Source organism: Microcoleus sp. S13_C5 (assembly GCF_036700845.1).
Classification (GTDB): domain Bacteria; phylum Cyanobacteriota; class Cyanobacteriia; order Cyanobacteriales; family Microcoleaceae; genus Microcoleus.
On sequence record NZ_JAUBPR010000133.1, the window covers coordinates 1 to 16,565 of the forward strand.

The window sequence follows — 16,565 nt, forward strand, 5'->3', positions numbered from 1 at the left end:
AATACGTCAATATACTTACACACAGAAAATCATTTAGGATTGCTCTCGATATAGAAAATCATTTAGGATTGCTATAGATCTTTTAGCAGCAGTCTAGTTTAAGGCAAATTGTTCCAAGCTTGAGCCACAATGTCGCTCAGCCAGAGCCTCTGAGCAAAATCGAGCAGATTGTCGTCGGCGAGTACCTCAGCCTTCAATTCATCCAAAGACTGAGATCGCGATCGAGCTATTTGAATCACACCCGCGATCGCCGACGCCACCAATTCTTCATTCAGTGGCTGCTGTCGCAAAGCAATCATTTCTTGAGGATTCGTAGGAATGGGATAATTCATAGAAGTGCATACCGAAAGGAGTAGATATTCAGCCACTGCGGGCCAACCGAGAGCAAGAGCGATCGAAAACCTAAAAATCTGAGAACATTGTAAACTTATTTAAAACTCAATAAGTATTCGGGAGTATAGCCTACTTTGCTCCCTTGTCAACTCCCCCATCTTTATTAATTTATTCAGAAATGAGAGCCTAATCATGCAAGAAATTCTTTATCTAGAAGTCCCGACACCGGATACAGCAGCCGTCTGCACTTGGTTGCAGCACGAATTTGATCCCGGAATAGGAGAAAAAATTATTACTGCTGACGGCTTTCGCCTGCTTTCACCAGCCACAACAGCCGAGGTTCTCAAGTCTGGAACTCAAAATGCCAATCCAAAACCCGCATTGGCTGACACCAATTCAGGAAACCAAAATTGGCGATCGACAGAACTTTCCCTATTTGTCTGGTCACTGCAACGCACCACTTATTTAAAAGTCTTTCGTCTAGAAGAGGCGCCTGCTGGAGAAAGAAAGTTCCTGGAAGCTCTCAATCTTGCTGTGAGAAACAAGTTTCCAGATCGCTACCGGGAACCCCCTGTCATAGACCTCTCCAAACAGTCAATTTTTGAGGCTCTTGCCCCCTATTACCCATTGACCGTCAAATACTTCCAAAAAATGCCTAATGGCGAATACGACCTCAAGCGCGTCTACTGGTGGGAACAGCGTTGGCGCGAAGGCACTCGCAATCCTCAAAAGCCAAAACAAGTAGTGTTTTTGAAGGAAGAGGGAACAGGGAAGAAGGCAGAAGGAAGAGGGAAGAAGGAAGAGGGAACAGGGAAGAAGGCAGAAGACACGATTTTGGTGTCTGATTCTGGCGATACTTTTTATGACTTAATTTATATTGGCGGGGCCTTGGGAGTGATTCACGCCGCAGTCATGGCGAGATTGGGCTACCGGGTGCTGCTAGTTGAGCGAATGCCTTTCGGGCGAATGAATCGCGAGTGGAATATTTCGCGGGATGAAATTCAAAGCTTAATTGATTTGGGTTTATTTACTGCGGCAGAAATCGAAACTTTGATTGCCAGAGAATACAAAGATGGCTACAACAAGTTTTTTGATGCTAACAATCCGCCCGTTGCTCAAGCGCCAGTTCTGCACACGCCAAAGGTACTCAATGTAGCTTTGGACGGCGAAAAATTGCTGAATTTAGCGGGAGTTAAGCTAACAGAAGCTGGTGGGGAAATCTGGGACGAAACTGAGTTTATCAGAGCCGATGTTGAAGCGGAAAAAGTAGTAGTTCAGGGCCGCTACTTGCCGACAAAAGCCGATCGCACTGCATTAGGACGGCTGCTGGTGGATGCAATGGGTTCGGCTTCTCCCATCGCTTGGCAATTGAACGAAGGGCGGACTTTTGACAGCGTTTGTCCGACAGTGGGAGCAGTCATCGACGCAGGATTTGAGCCGGGAGTATGGGATTCCGAGTACGGGGATGTGCTCTACACTCACGGGGACATTTCCCGAGGGCGCCAGCTCATTTGGGAGTTGTTTCCCGGCGCCGGCACAGAACTGACAGTTTATCTATTTCACTACCACCAAGTACATCCAGAGAATCCCGGTTCTTTGCTGGAAATGTACGAGGATTTTTTCGCAATTTTACCGGAATACCGCCGCTGCGATGTCGATAAATTGGTGTGGAAAAAACCGACCTTTGGTTATATTCCGGGGCATTTTAGCAGCAACAGCAGCGATCGCTCCGTGGCGATCGATCGCCTAGTCTCGATCGGCGACGCAGCATCATTGCAATCTCCCCTCGTTTTCACCGGCTTCGGCTCTCTTGTCCGCAATCTTTTCCGCTTAACAGACCTTTTGGATACAGCATTAAAGCACAATTTGTTGACTGCAAATCACTTAAACCAAATTCGCGCTTACCAGAGCAATGTTTCTGTAACTTGGCTGTTTTCTAAAGGTATGATGGTTCCTACCGGCAGCAGTTTGCCGCCTCAAAGAATTAATTCAATTCTCAATACCTTTTTCGGTATTTTGGCAGGACAAAAACTCACCGTAGCCGAAACTTTTATTAAAGACAGAATCGACTGGCTAACTTTCAATCGACTGGCGCTCGAAGCAGCCGGAAAAAATCCTTCTCTCCTCTTGTGGATTTTAGATTTTGTCACCTTGAGGGATATTTGGCGCTGGCTGGGAAGTTACGTGAATTTTACTCTGCTGGCTTTGGCCAGTTGGCTGTTCGGATGGCTTCCCAGCTTCGCCCGCAGCGTACAGCCTTGGTTGGAACCCCGATATCCGGCTGTTTGGCTGTGGCTGTTGGCTACCAGCTATGCTCTCACCTATGGCATGGGAAAGGGGAGAAAAGAGTGTTGAGTTTTGAGTGTTGACTCAAAACTAGCAACTTCAGTTCGCTATCGAAAACTCGGCAATTCAATTTCAGCTAGCGATCGGCGTTTTTTAGAAGCCCGCAGCGGACTGGCAATCAAGCTCAGCCAGTCTGGTTGGGCGACTGCTGTAGGTTTTGCCACACTCGATCGCACTTCTTGAATGCCAAAGGTTTCAACGGAGTTCAAAATTTGAAAAGCCCTGGCTAATTCTTGGGTGTCCACTTTGGTAGCAGTTTCGGGTTCAGACTCAGCCACCGGCAGTTCAGGTTCCGCAACCGGTTCGGCCAAGTCAGTTGCCGGCTCATCAGGTTGGTAGGTTTCGCTCTTGTGCAATTGAATGCCGGATACTTCGGCTAATTTGTTGAGTTCCAGATTGGCTGGGGATTCAGGCTCGATCGCCTCGGCAGCAGCGGCTACCTCTGGAAGCTCTTCTGGTTCCGACCAAGGTTGGACAGGGGAAGCGTTGAAGGCTGGCGGCACCGGCATCTGAGAGCTTTTGACCGCCGCGAGCAAAGATTCTAATTGTGCGCTGGCGGTGTCCAGATTATTGTCAGGCGGCTCGATCCTCGACGACTTTACCTGCGGCCTGTCCAAACTTCTTTCCAAGGCAGCTTTGAATTGCAGAGTGTGGCGCTGCTGGCGGTGCAAGCGGGCTCGTAATTCCCTGCAAATATTTTCTGTGGCTACTAACTGGTGTAACTGTTCGTTGTAGCGCTGCACAGTAGACGCACATTCCCGCTCAACAGTCGCTAGCCTGACTTGGCTGGTTGCCAACTGACTTCTTAAATTTTCGACTAAAATTTCTTGACTTTGGAGGGTTTGATGGGAAACTTCCACTTTGCCAAACAGCCGCGTCAATTGTTCTTGAGTATTTTCGAGTTCTGCAGTCCGCTGTTCTAGCAAAGCTTCGCGATTCTGCAAGGTTTTTTGGGACTCTTCGAGGGCTGTTTCTAGCTGCGCGATGCGCTGCAAAAGGTCGCGGTTGCATTCGTGCAGCGCTTGCATGAGGGTGACTGGGGTTGATCCTTTGCCCTTTGCCTGTTCGGCATTCCCAAGCATATTTTTTAGATTCTCTGAAATCGGGGGCGAGCCCGCCTCCGCCGGCTGTGTCGGAGATTGCGAATTTCTTATTTCCGGTTTTGTGGGAATTGCATCTACACTGATGGCGTTGGGAAAATCTACTGTTTGCCAGTCTTCTTCTGGCTGTTGGGGAACCGTTGCGGGAGCGTCTGTCGCATCGGGGGCGATCGGCTCAAAACCCCCAGCAGCAGCAAAATCTGACTGCAATGGTTCGGTATCGGATGGAACAGCAGGGTGCGGTTGGTGCTGATGGGCTCGAAGATCAGCTTCTGACATGGCTTTTTATCCCAATACTCACAGGGTCTCAGATACAGTCTATCCTTAGAGATTCTCCCGAAGGAAGCCCCTAAGTGATAGTTTTTGGCATTTTTCCGGTTTTTTGGGACAATAACCTGTGAATCGAGTGGCGCGATCGAACTATAGCGTTCCGAAAAAGCCCGATGGAAGTCGCAACTAGCAAGAAGGAAGAAGCAATAAAATCAAGGGTTTGAGCCATTAAGAACGTCCTAAACGTTTTGGCGGTGGCGCTATACAACCGGAACTCAAATTAAGGCGTAAGATGCGCCCACCCACACCCTGGGGATGTGAGTTTTTCGCCGCGAGTCCTATCAAAATGATTTTTCCCCATGTCTAATAGCAGTTTGAAAAAATGATGCAACGGTAGGGCCGTGAGCCAAACCCATACATAATCAGTTATTCCCAATTCTTTAATTCTTTAATCTAAAATGGTATAACTTACTGTTGCGGCATCCGTGCGATCGCCTAAGCTTTAACAACTGCAAAATGTTTGTCAATGATTGCTGGAACTTCTGCCGGTGCAATGCGGCTATAGCGAGTTTTGTCCGGCATCACAACTATATTTGGGCCGGCTTTGCACTGTTTGAGACATCCGGTTCCCTGAACTGTCACTTCGTCTTCTAAACCGCGCGAATTCAAAGCATTTTCTAAAGCTTTACAGACTCCTCCAGCGCCCCGCTTCAGGCAGTCTGATTTTTGACATACTAATATTTTGGTTTGGGTTTTTGCCGGAGATTTTACAGTTTGAGCTGCTGTGGGAGATGTGACTTCGGTTTTAGCGATCGCGCGATCGTCGGATGTCAATACCGCAACAGGCCCATTGGTGGAGTCGAGCTGTTCTGGCGATCGATCTTTGTGACCTTGAGCCAGCTTGAGGCTGCGAGCTTTAAGTTTTATTTTACCGTTTTTCAAATTGAGTTCTTTCTCACCTACAACTTGAACTCTCAACCCCGGTGTCAAAATAGGCGACAGAAATGACCGCAATTCCTTGCAAAGTTTAACAAGATATTCTACTCCGCGATCGCTGCTAATTCGCAAATATTTAAGTTTGCAGCCATCTTCAACAATCAGGGCGAGGATTTCTCCCTCTAAACTGAATTCGGAAACTTGCTTGCCAGATTTATACATTGTTATTACTCCTTTAAATCCGTTAAATCCGTTACATCTTCTACACTGCTCGTTGCCGAACTTCCTTCTACCTTTACCCGATTTGCCAGCAGCATTCCAGCCACTGCACCAGTTCGCATCTAGGGGCACTGACTTGCCTCAACACGCTCATTAACTGAGCCGCTTGTTTAACAGTGTTGACTTTTGCCCGCAAAGGTTGGTCAACAGCACACCAGCAGGGAATTTCTAGTTCTTGCAAGCGTTTGTAAACTTGCCACCTATCTAGCCAACTAACTTGCACAATGTCACAAACTTCTAATTCTGGATCTGCTGGATTCATTTTTTAACAACAGTAATAATTTGCATTAATTTTTACCCTGAAGGGTAGCGGGTAGAAGTTAAAAGCCAGATTTCAGCAGAACATCAAAGATGATCAACAGCCCTTCCTGAAAAATTCTGCCTTTTGCCTTCTGCCTCCTGCCTTCAGAAGGTTCGCCCCACTTTCAGGAAACGTTCAGAACGAGGATCTTGTTCAAGCATAACGCAACTGCTAAATATTCTCAATAGGTTTAGAAAAAAAATTTCCTACTCTACAAAATCTTCTACTATCGAGGCAGACACTGCTTGACGGGTAAATCTAGGGTGCTAGACTGACTCTATTGGCAACAAAACTGCCTATTGAGAGGAGAACACACATGGCTGAGACTCAGAGTGCATTGAGACCGTTTGGCCACATAGCCGAAAACCCAGTTCTACTGGAACATTCAGTCACAGCACCGATTTGTGAAGGGATGAACGCGCTGCTGGCTAGTTTTCAGGCTCTATACCTGCAATATCAAAAACATCATTTTGTGGTGGAAGGGGCAGAATTTTACTCCTTGCACAAATTCTTTGAAGAAAGCTACGGAGAAGCTCAAGATAGCGTCCACGAGTTGGGCGAACGGTTAAACGGGTTGGGCGGCATACCAGCAGCTAGCTTTAGCAAGTTAGCCGAGCTGTGCTGTTTTGAGCCGGAAGCCGACGGCGTATATTCCTGCCGCCAAATGCTGGAACACGATTTGACTGCGGAGCAAGCTATCCTCGGTTTGCTGCGCCGTCAAGCAGGACAAGCTGAAAGTTTGGGCGATCGAGCTACGCGCTACCTCTACGAAAAAATCCTGCTAAAAACCGAGGAACGGGCTTATCACATTTCCCACTTCCTCGCCCCCGATACCTTAGTGCAGTTGAACTTGAACTAACAATTCTTCTTCTTCCTCTTCCTTCGCGCCCTTAGCGCCTTCGCGGTTCGTTATCTTAGATCTAAAAAAAAGCGAGCAGTTTTGTGACAGCCCGCTTTTTTTATACAAAGTGCGCTTACACGCAGGGAATTAAGGCGCTAAAGCATTACCCCGCAACAAGCTACCAATGGTTTTGGCGGTAATCTTCATCTGAATGAAAGGATTTGCCGGTACTACTGTCTTATACAAGTAGCTATCGAATGTGAGCTTTTGCACATCGCGATCGGCACACATTTCCACAAAAGCTTCGCGGGTAGCGTCGGAACGGTAGAACACGCGCTGCAAAATGTCAAGCACTTTGTAAGTAATGCCGTAGGCTTTATCCCACCGCTTCAGGTAAATCTTAATTTCCTCTTCCGTCGGAATGCGCGCGCCTTTATTGGAAATCTCCACAATAGTTTCGGCGCACATCCGGCCAGACTTGGCAGCAAAATAGATACCTTCGCCGGAAGACTTGGTAACGTAACCTGCAGCATCGCCTACGAGAGCAACTCGACCGACAACCCGGCGGGGACGCGGATGTTCCGGGATGGGGTGAGCTTCCACTTTAATAATCTCACCGCCCATCAGTTTTTTGGCAGCGCGGGCGCGGATGCCTGCTTGCAGCTTTTTGATACTGGCTTGATTGACTTTCATCGTGCCGGTGCCGACGGCTACGTGGTCGTATTTGGGGAACACCCAAGCGTAGAAGTCGGTAGATACGTCATCGCCGACGTACATTTCGGCTAAGTCGTGGTAGTAAGCCATTTTATCTTCCGGCAGGCGGATGCGTTCTTGGAAGGCGATCGCATAATTGTAGTCGCCAGCGTCGATCGCCTTTGCTACGCGGGAGTTAGCGCCGTCAGCCCCAATTACCAAATCCACTTTCAGAGTTTTCTGAATTCCCATGGCGCTGCCGTCGGAGTGGTCGGCATAGTGGAGAGTATAGGGGTCTGTATTGTTGCCGGGAATTTCTAATTTGTGAACGGTGCCGTTAATTAGTTTTGCACCCAACGAAGCGGCGCGATCGCGCATGAAGCCATCGAGCACTTCGCGGCGGCACATACCGATGTATTCGTGTGCGTTTTCAATATTGATGTCCACCTCGACGTTGGAGGGGGAGATCATTTTCATTTTTCTGACTTGGCGGTCAATAATACTTTGCGGCAAGTCAAATTCGCTGACCATGCACAGGGGAATCGCCCCACCGCAGGGTTTGGCGTTGTCTAATTTACGCTCGAATAGGTATGTTTCGATGCCTGCTTTTACCAATGTTTCGGCGGCGGAAGAACCCGCAGGGCCTGAACCTACTACTGCAACCCTTAGTGTCAAAGCTTTTCTCTCCAGTTTTTTTCTATAGGCATTACTCAGGTGTGATGGTATCACGGACTTGGGATGCGGTGGCGTGAAGCAGGGGAGATTTCAATGAAATGAAACAGAGCTTAACAGTTCGATACGAAAATAGGCATCGCGCGAGGGATGGGGCGCGGGGAATTGTTGAGCTGTTGGTTGTAGTTTTTAGCAGGAAGGAAATACTTAACGTATGAGAAACCAATGCAAACGCCTATCTTTGATGCAGCCCTCCGACACTTAGCTGTAGCTTCTATTAGCGGATACCAGAAACACATCTCGCCGAGAAAAGGGTTTTCTTGCGCTCACCGAGTGCTGTACGGGGGGGAGTCTTGCTCGCAGTATATCAAGGGCGCGATCGCCAAATTGGGTTTGTTTGGGGCGATCAAAGCATCGCGCCGCCGATTTGCGGCTTGCAAGCGCGCGAATCAAATCTTGAAAGCCCGGTTTAGCAGTGAATCTGGCAGTGAAGACTCCAATTTCGAGGGTAACGATGAACCGAAATCCGATCGACCAAAATCTCAGGGGAGAACTCCTCGCAGAAGATCTCAGTGTGAAAATTACTGTAGTGAATGGCTAGACTGTATTGAATGGCTAGATTGTGGAATCTCGGAATGTTTTTCTGGGCTCGATTGTAGTGGCGCGGATTGTTCTGGACTCGATTGTGGCAGCGCGGATTGTTCTGGACTCGATTGTGGCGGCGCGGATTGTTCTGGACTCGATTGTGGCAGCGCGGATTGTTCTGGACTCGATTGTGGCAGCGCGGATTGTTCTGGACTCGATTGTGGCAGCGCGGATTGTGGCAGTTGTTTCTAGTTTTACTCCCCAACCGCTTCTCCAAATAGGTAAATTTTTTTTACTAAATGGAGGGGAATTTTTAGAGGGTGCGATCGCGCTTGTCGATCAAACGCGGTGCAATAAGTTACATTTAAGTTACGTAAAGTTCCTATATAAAATTTCAAATTGCTATGCTCGGTAATTTTCAACAAAGCAACCTGCGGATTGAGCTTGAAGCTTCCGAAACAGCGATTAGAGACAGCTTGTTGCGTCCAAGTCAATTGCAGCAGTGGCTGTGGCCACAGCAGTTGTCTAGCGGTTTGCCGGAAGAATTTGCTCAAGGTTTGACCTTTACAAGTTGGCTAGGCCCCGTGGCAGTTCAGCATCACGTTGATATTGTTGAGCACAATTGTCTGCGGCTGTTATTGAGTCAGGGAATTGACGGATTTCACGAGTGGTATTGGGGCGATGGTTGGGTGCAGTCTCGGTTGGAGGGAGTGTCGCTGCTGCCGCTGAATTTGGGGCAAACGGCTAGTTTACTGCGGCTGCGGGAGTTTGTAGCCGGGAAGGGTAAGCGGAAGTAGGAAGTAGATCAAAATCATCTAAGAGCTTATCAAATGCAGTGACCCGACTGTTTCCCACCTGAGTGCCCCCCAAACGACGCTAAACAGCCGTGCGATCGAGTTTACCGCCTGATTCAACAAGATTCTGCAACGGCTGATGATTTTTTGACCGTCCATTTCTTCCTAGGTTTTTCTCTACTAAATTCTAATATTTTCTGAGAAACAGGGTTTCTTTATGTATCGCTACGGCCAGGCCAGAAACCCGGTTTCTTGGTTGATTTTTCGCTACCAAACCCAGGATTATTTAGAGAAACCGGATTGATGAGTGTACGTCCTATTTCAGGTTATCGCTACTGTGCCGATAACTTTTTTATTTGGTTAAGAGCATCTTGGTAATCACTTCTGCTTCTTGTTTGTTCATTGCAGTTAGCGGCTGTGTCTATTTGTTTATTACAGTAATAAGTGGCTCGGTTTGTTTGTTTATTGTAGAAGTAAGCGGCTTTTTGATAATCGGAGATCGCCTCTGCTTTTTTCCCTTGGGCAGACTTGGCTAAGCCCCGCTTTTTGTAGGCATCAACATAGTCGGGTTCAAGGTCTATCACCTTAGTATAATCGGCGATCGCCTGTTCTTTTTTCCCCATGTCATACTTGGCATTACCCCGACTGTAGTAGGCATCAGCATATGTGGCACTAATGTCAATCGCCTTAGTATAATCCGCGATCGCCTCTGCTTTTTTCCCTAGAGCAGACTTGACATTACCCCGACGGACGTAAACAGGAGTATATTTGGGCAAAATGTCGATCGCCTTAGTATAATCTGCGATTGCCTCTGCTTTTTTCCCTAGGTTCTCCTTGGCTACACCCCGATAGAAGTAGACATCAGCTTTGTTGGGATTAAAATCGATCGCCTTAGTATAATCCGCGATCGCCTCTGCTGTTTTCCCTAGGGTATACTTGGCATTAGCCCGACCGAAGTAGGCATCAGCATTCTTTGGATTCAACTTGATCGCCTTAGAATAATCAGCGATCGCCTTCGTCTCTTTCCCCAGGATAGAGTATAACCACCCGCGATTGTAGTAAGCGTCAGCATGGTTGGGATTCAGCTCGATCGCCTTAGAATAATCAGCAACAGCCTTCGTTGTTTCCCCCTGCTGATAGTAGGCAAAACCGCGATTGTAGTAAGCATCAGCATTCTTTGGATTCAAATCTTTGCTCTCCGGCTTACTAGCTTGAGTCGAGGTATCGGGAGCCGAAGTTGTTGTGGAACAGGCTGCCATCCCAAACAGGGTCAAAACGACAGCCATAAGAGGTGCGATCGTAATTCGTTTGGGCATCAGAATCTTACAGGGGTACTCCTGTGGAGTATATCATGGTTTATCGACCTGACATGATATGATATCAATTTTTGATTACTATAGTATTGCACCCAGCGGGGCGACACCCCCGTGACTCTGACAATCCGGGTTCAAGATATTTTTTCTAGTAAAAGCAGATCAATCAATTCTGTGGTTTCTTCTGAAATCGGTTGATGTCTGGGGTTTTGAACAAACTGCCTGTGACAATATATACATTTAAAGTTTTGCTTAGCGCTGGGGGTGGGACAATTTTTAACGATGTTTGGAGAACCGAAACGGGGACAATTCATGGAGTTGAGAATTAACAGGGCTTAGATTCGTCGCATTATAACTCCTTACCCTGACTCTGCCAGACTACCTGAAAGCCACTTCGCTGCCGAAAAACTAAGAGTGTGTTATACAAACATAATTTGTTCCTTTTTAAAGCGCTATTCTCGACACAACGAACCCGGTGTGTTTTGACTGCGCGTTAAATTTTACAAGAAAAATAAATATGCTCTCCATTCCAGGTATTGCCGTCCAGAAGCTGCTTTACGAAAGTGCCAACTCTCTGGTTTACCGGGCTCTTCGGGAAGCGGATCGCCAACCGCTCATCCTCAAACTTCTCAAAGAGAGCTACCCCACACCTCAAGAATTGCTACGCTACCGCACCGAATACCGAATCACCCGAGAGCTGAAAGAGGCGGGAGTCGTGCAAGTTTATGACTTGCAAAAATACCAAAACAGCCTCGTGATTTTTGTGGAGGACTTTGGTGGGGAATCCTTGAAAATATGGATGCAGCAGCGAAAGTTTAGTCTAAAGGAATTTCTGCTCCTGGCGATCGCTGCCACTGAAACTTTAGGACAAATTCACAGCGCCAATATCATCCACAAAGATATTAACCCCTCAAATATTGTTTATAACCCGGAAACGGGACAGCTCAAAATTATCGACTTTGGCATTTCCACTCAGCTAACGCGAGAAATGCCAACCCTGAAAAATCCCAACGTTTTAGAAGGAACCCTCCCTTACATCTCTCCGGAACAAACTGGTAGGATGAATCGCTCTATCGACTACCGCACTGACTTTTACTCCCTCGGCGTCACCTTCTACGAATTGCTGACAGGAAAACTGCCTTTTGAGACAGAAGACGCTTTAGAGCTAGTTCACTGCCACATTGCCAGACAACCAGTTCCCCCGCACGAAATCAAGCCAGAAATTCCGGTAATTGTCTCTCAAATTGTCAGTAAATTGATGGCGAAAAATGCCGAAAATCGCTATCAAACTGCATTGGGTATTAAGCAGGACTTAGAAATGTGTTTGCTTCAATTACAAGAAACCGATAGGATAGAAGAATTTGACTTGGGAACGCTGGATCTTACAGACCATTTTCTGATTCCCGAAAAGTTATACGGCAGAGAAACAGAAGTTTTTCATCTATTAGCGGCCTTTGAAAGAGTTCGTAATGCTAGTGCCGAAATGATGCTAGTAGCTGGCTTTTCTGGCATTGGTAAAACCGCAGTCGTGAACGAAGTCCACAAGCCGATCGCCAGACAGGGTGGCTATTTTATCAAAGGCAAATACGACCAATTCCAGCGCAATATTCCCTTTTCGGCATTTGTGCAAGCATTTCGGGAATTGATGGGACAATTATTATCAGAAAGTGACGCTCAGTTACACAGATGGAAAACCCTGATTCTCACCGCAGTAGGCGAGAGTGGGCAAGTCTTGATTGACGTAATTCCTGAATTAGAACACATCATTGGCGCTCAAAGTCCTGCACTAGAATTGTCGGGGAGTGCCGCCCAAAATCGTTTCAATCTGCTGATGCAGAAATTTGTGCAAGTATTTACCCAAGCAGAACATCCCTTAGTGATGTTTCTGGACGATTTGCAGTGGGCAGATTCGGCATCGCTGAAATTGCTACAACTGTTGATGGATGATACGGGGCATCTGTTAGTATTGGGTGCTTATCGGGATAATGAGGTATCACCGGCTCATCCGTTTATGTTGACTGTGGATGAGATTGTGAAGTCTGGAGCAGTGGTGAATACGATTACCCTGCAACCGTTGAGTTTAGCAGATCTCAATCAGTTGGTAGCAGATACGCTGATTTGCGATTTATCTTTAGCCGGCCCCCTGACAGAATTGGTTTATCAAAAAACCCAAGGTAATCCCTTTTTCTCTACTCAATTCCTCAAGGCGTTGCATGAAGATGGTCAAATTATTTTTAACCCCCCTCAATCCCCTCTTAGTAAGGAAGGCAGTAAAGGGGGGTGGCAGTGCGATATTAATCAAGTTACATTTGCCGACGCCTCGGATGTAGTGGAGTTTATGGCGGCACAATTGCAGAAGTTGCCCAAAGAAACTCAGGATGTTCTCAAACTTGCCGCGTGCATTGGGGCGCAGTTTGATTTAGAGACAGTGGCAATAGTCAGCGAAAAATTACCAGAACAAACGGAATCAGCGCTGTGGAAAGCCTTGCAAGAAGGACTGATTTTAGTAATTTTAGAAGGCTATAACTTCATTCAATCAGATACTCAATCCCCGAATCAGTCTGTTGCTAATCCCACTTATAAGTTCCTGCACGATCGCGTCCAGCAAGCAGCTTATTCATTGATTCCCGACGACCAAAAACAAGCCACTCATCTGAAAATAGGACAGCTACTGCTACAAAGTTCTTCCGAGATAGAAAGAGAAGAAAAACTCTTTGATATTGTGGGGCATTCAAATCAAGGAATTGAGTTAATTCATCAATTAAGTGAACGCTCAGACTTAGCCCAACTAAACTTAGAAGCTGGACGTAAGGCTAGAAATTCTACCGCCTACGCTGCGGCAAAGATCTATCTACAAACGGGAATTGAGCTACTGACACCTCAATGCTGGCAAACTCAATATGAATTGGCGCTAAATCTGTATGTTGCTGCTGCTGAAATTGCCTATTTGAATGGTGACTTTGATGGTATGGAACAGATAGCATCACTGGTTTTGCAAGAAGCTCAGACGATTTTAGATCGAGTTAAAATTTACGAAATTAAAATTGCCGCTCAGACAGCCCAGAGCAAGGTGTTAGAAACGATCGCAGTAGCAAGAGACGCACTCTTACAATTGGGGATTGAACTTCCTGCCGAACCTGATGAAGCCAAGATTGGCAAAGCGCTACAAGCCCTTGTGGCTCAACTAAGCGACAGAAAGATTGAGGAATTGGTTGACCTACCTGTGATGACAAATCCACAGACTCAGGCAGCTATGCAACTGTCTGGTATGTTGTTTCCACCCATTTTCCAGGGAATGCCCGGTTTGCTGCCCCTGCTTAGCTCAACGATGGTGAGTTTATCGCTCTCCTTTGGGAATGCGCCCGCATCGACGGTGGGGTATGCGATGCACGGGATGGTGTTCTGTGCCTTTTTACAAGAGGTGGAAACCGGCTATGACTTTGGGCAATTGGCACTCTCATTGCTCGATCGGTTGAATGTGCCCGAATTCAAGTCCACAGTTCTACTTTTGTTTGGTGGCTGGATTCAGCATCGCCAAGAATCTCTTTTGGCAACGATACCGACGCTGAAAGAGGGCTATAGGTTGGGCATGGAAACAGGCGACTTTGTAAACGCTGGCTACAACATATATATTTGCTTTTATACTTATTTATTCGCTGGGGTAGAACTAGACACTTGGGAACCAGAAATAGCAAGTTACAGGGCTGTCATGGCGCAGTTGAAACAATATTCTGCTCGGGTTTATTTGGATATGATTCAGCAGACGTTGCAAAACTTAAAGGAAACCCGTATTCGGCCGGATTTGTTAATAGGCTCTGCCTACGATGAAACGGTTATGATTCCCAAGCACTATGAGGATAATGAATTCACGGCGATCGCCTGTGCCTGCATCTTCAAACTGCTGCTTGCTTACTGCTATGGCAATTATACGGCTGCCCTAGACCATATTTCCCACGTCAAACAGTATTTGATGGGAGTATCTGGATCGGCTTTTGTTCCAATTTTTCATTTTTATGTCGCCCTGACGCACCTGGCACTTTTTCGGGCACAGCCAGAAGCAGACCAAACAGAAATTCTTGCCTTAGTCGAAAGCCATCAAAGCACGCTGCAACAGTGGGCGCAAAACGCTCCGATGAATTATCTGCATAAATGGTATTTAGTGGAAGCAGAACGGCAACGAGTGTTGAGCAATAAAGCTGAGGCGATTGAAATGTACGATCGCGCCATTTCTGGAGCAAAAGAAAACAAATATGTTAATGACGAAGCCCTGGCCAACGAACTAGCAGCCAACTTCTACGGGGAATGGGGCAAAACAAAAGTTGCTCAAGCCTACATATTTGAGGCGTATTATTGTTATGTTGAATGGGGAGCCACTGCTAAGGTAACGGATTTAGAAACGCGATATCCCCACTTATTCGCGGTAACTCAACCGGGAAGGAAAAATACTCAAACTACCGTAGCAATGACAACGACTGGTTCGGGGAATCACCTAGATATCACCGCAGTAATGAAGGCTTCTCAAGCGATTTCTGGAGAAATTATGCTAGATAAGCTACTGTCTAGCTTGATGAAAATTTTGATTGAAAATGCAGGGGCGCAACGAGGCTATCTGATTTTGTTAAGCCAGGGACAACTGTTCATTGAAGCTGAAGGGACAATCGATGACGAACTCGTCACCGTGTTGCAGTCAATCCCCGTTGAAACCTGTCAAGAAGTTTCCTCCGCAATTGTCAATTATGTAAGTCGCACTCAAGAAAGCGTGGTACTGGATGATGCTGCCCGATCGGGACAATTTACCAACGACCGCCACATCAGAAAGCATCAGCCCAAATCAATTTTATGTGTGCCGCTGATTAATCAATCTCAAATCATTAGTATTGTTTACCTAGAAAATAATTTGACAGCGGGAGCTTTTACCCCAGAAAGAGTGGAAATATTAAAAGTTTTATCTGGACAAGCGGCGATCTCAATTCAAAATTCTAAGCTTTATACAGAAGTACGCGAAAATGAAAGCAGGCTGGCTCAACTCAACAAAGCTTACGAGCGATTTGTTCCCCATCAATTCCTCCAGTTTTTAGAGAAATCAAGCATCATTGATGTGGAATTGGGCGACCAAGTGCAGTTAGAAATGTCGGTGTTGTTTTCCGACATTCGCGACTTCACCACGCTTTCGGAAACTATGACGCCGGAGGATAATTTCAAATTTATCAATTCTTATCTTTCTCGCATGGAACCCGTCATTAATGAAAATAAGGGGTTTATCGACAAATATATTGGCGATGCGATTATGGCGCTATTTAGCGGCGAGGCGGATAATGCGGTCAAAGCGGGAATTGCTATGCTGCACCGTCTCGTTGAATACAATGAATACTGCGCTAACGCTGGCTGTGCGCCAATTCAGATTGGGATTGGGATTAATACGGGTTCTTTGATGCTGGGAACTGTGGGAGGACCAAATCGCATGGACGGGACGGTAATCAGCGATGCGGTGAATTTAGCTTCTCGCGTAGAAAGTTTGACGAAAAATTATGGGGTGGCGCTATTAATTACCCAGCCAACTTATACGCGCCTGAAAAATCCATCCCAATACGCAATCCGCACTCTCGATACGGTAAAAGTCAAGGGAAAATCCGAAGCTGTGACGATTTATGAGGTGTTTGATGCTGACCCGGTAGCAATTAAAGATGGCAAGTTAGCTAGGCTGGAATTGTTTGCAGAAGCTAGGGCACTTTACTCGGGAGGGAAGTTATTTGAAGCGGCGCGGCTTTTTGAAGAGTGTTGGCGTCAGAATCAGGGCGATCGCGTTGCTAAAATGTACTGGGAACGCTGTGAGTCTGCATTGGTGACTCGCACAAAAATCAAAGACAGGCTACACAATTTACATTAAGCGGTTGCTATACCTGAAAATCACAGCAAAAGTGCGATCGACTGTTGAGACACCCTACAAACTAGGCGATCGAAATGGGGTAGGTATGTTGTTGCACTTTAGCGCTAAAGCGCAACAACATACGAAGTCTAAAAAGTTACTGCCTGAACTATACTACTGGCAGTGACTCCCTTCAAGACAGCTAAATATTCCCCTGTTACCTGATACTGAATTAT

General features: G+C 46.6%; 11 protein-coding genes. 5 read left to right on the plus strand and 6 right to left on the minus strand.

Annotation, left to right across the window (positions count from 1 at the left end; genetic code table 11):
- Positions 1-98: 98 nt before the first annotated feature.
- Positions 99-332, minus strand: coding sequence for a hypothetical protein (locus QUA04_RS24665; RefSeq protein WP_190662685.1), 234 nt, complete (start codon positions 330-332; stop codon positions 99-101).
- A 193-nt stretch (positions 333-525) separates the two neighbouring features.
- On the opposite strand from QUA04_RS24665, the gene QUA04_RS24670 reads away from it, so the two are divergent.
- Complete coding sequence (locus QUA04_RS24670; protein WP_333262026.1) at positions 526-2,688, plus strand: flavin-dependent dehydrogenase; 2,163 nt, start codon at positions 526-528, stop codon at positions 2,686-2,688.
- 38 nt (positions 2,689-2,726) lie between these two features.
- On the opposite strand, the gene QUA04_RS24675 is transcribed toward QUA04_RS24670, so the two are convergent.
- The 3 genes from QUA04_RS24675 to QUA04_RS24685 all read right to left on the minus strand — a co-directional run bounded on the left by QUA04_RS24675 (position 2,727) and on the right by QUA04_RS24685 (position 5,526).
- Positions 2,727-4,058, minus strand: coding sequence for a hypothetical protein (locus QUA04_RS24675; RefSeq protein WP_333262029.1), 1,332 nt, complete (start codon positions 4,056-4,058; stop codon positions 2,727-2,729).
- 486 nt (positions 4,059-4,544) lie between these two features.
- Complete coding sequence (locus tag QUA04_RS24680; RefSeq protein ID WP_333262032.1) at positions 4,545-5,207, minus strand: (2Fe-2S) ferredoxin domain-containing protein; 663 nt, start codon at positions 5,205-5,207, stop codon at positions 4,545-4,547.
- Between the two features lie 73 nt (positions 5,208-5,280).
- Positions 5,281-5,526, minus strand: a complete 246-nt coding sequence (locus tag QUA04_RS24685) for an Asr1405/Asl0597 family protein (protein WP_333156175.1) — start codon at positions 5,524-5,526, stop codon at positions 5,281-5,283.
- Positions 5,527-5,881: 355 nt separating this feature from the next.
- Between QUA04_RS24685 and QUA04_RS24690 the strand changes: the two genes are divergently transcribed.
- Positions 5,882-6,424 (plus strand): Dps family protein, encoded by a 543-nt coding sequence (locus QUA04_RS24690; protein WP_333262035.1) that lies wholly within the window; start codon positions 5,882-5,884, stop codon positions 6,422-6,424.
- 129 nt (positions 6,425-6,553) lie between these two features.
- Here the strand turns inward: QUA04_RS24690 and chlP are convergent, their stop codons facing one another.
- Positions 6,554-7,774 carry a geranylgeranyl reductase gene (chlP, locus tag QUA04_RS24695; protein ID WP_172186475.1) on the minus strand — a complete coding sequence of 407 codons (1,221 nt, stop codon included), beginning with the start codon at positions 7,772-7,774 and terminating at the stop codon, positions 6,554-6,556.
- A gap of 222 nt (positions 7,775-7,996) precedes the next feature.
- On the opposite strand from chlP, the gene yidD reads away from it, so the two are divergent.
- Entirely contained in the window at positions 7,997-8,608 is a 612-nt protein-coding gene (gene yidD / locus QUA04_RS24700) for a membrane protein insertion efficiency factor YidD (protein WP_333262037.1), read from the plus strand.
- 152 nt (positions 8,609-8,760) lie between these two features.
- Positions 8,761-9,153, plus strand: coding sequence for a hypothetical protein (locus QUA04_RS24705; RefSeq protein ID WP_333057711.1), 393 nt, complete (start codon positions 8,761-8,763; stop codon positions 9,151-9,153).
- 329 nt (positions 9,154-9,482) lie between these two features.
- Here QUA04_RS24705 and QUA04_RS24710 read toward each other — a convergent pair whose 3' ends face one another.
- Positions 9,483-10,466, minus strand: a complete 984-nt coding sequence (locus QUA04_RS24710) for a tetratricopeptide repeat protein (protein WP_333262040.1) — start codon at positions 10,464-10,466, stop codon at positions 9,483-9,485.
- Between the two features lie 514 nt (positions 10,467-10,980).
- Between QUA04_RS24710 and QUA04_RS24715 the strand changes: the two genes are divergently transcribed.
- Positions 10,981-16,350: an AAA family ATPase gene (locus tag QUA04_RS24715; RefSeq protein WP_333262043.1), complete on the plus strand. Its 5,370-nt coding sequence runs from the start codon at positions 10,981-10,983 to the stop codon at positions 16,348-16,350.
- The last annotated feature ends 215 nt before the right edge of the window (positions 16,351-16,565 follow it).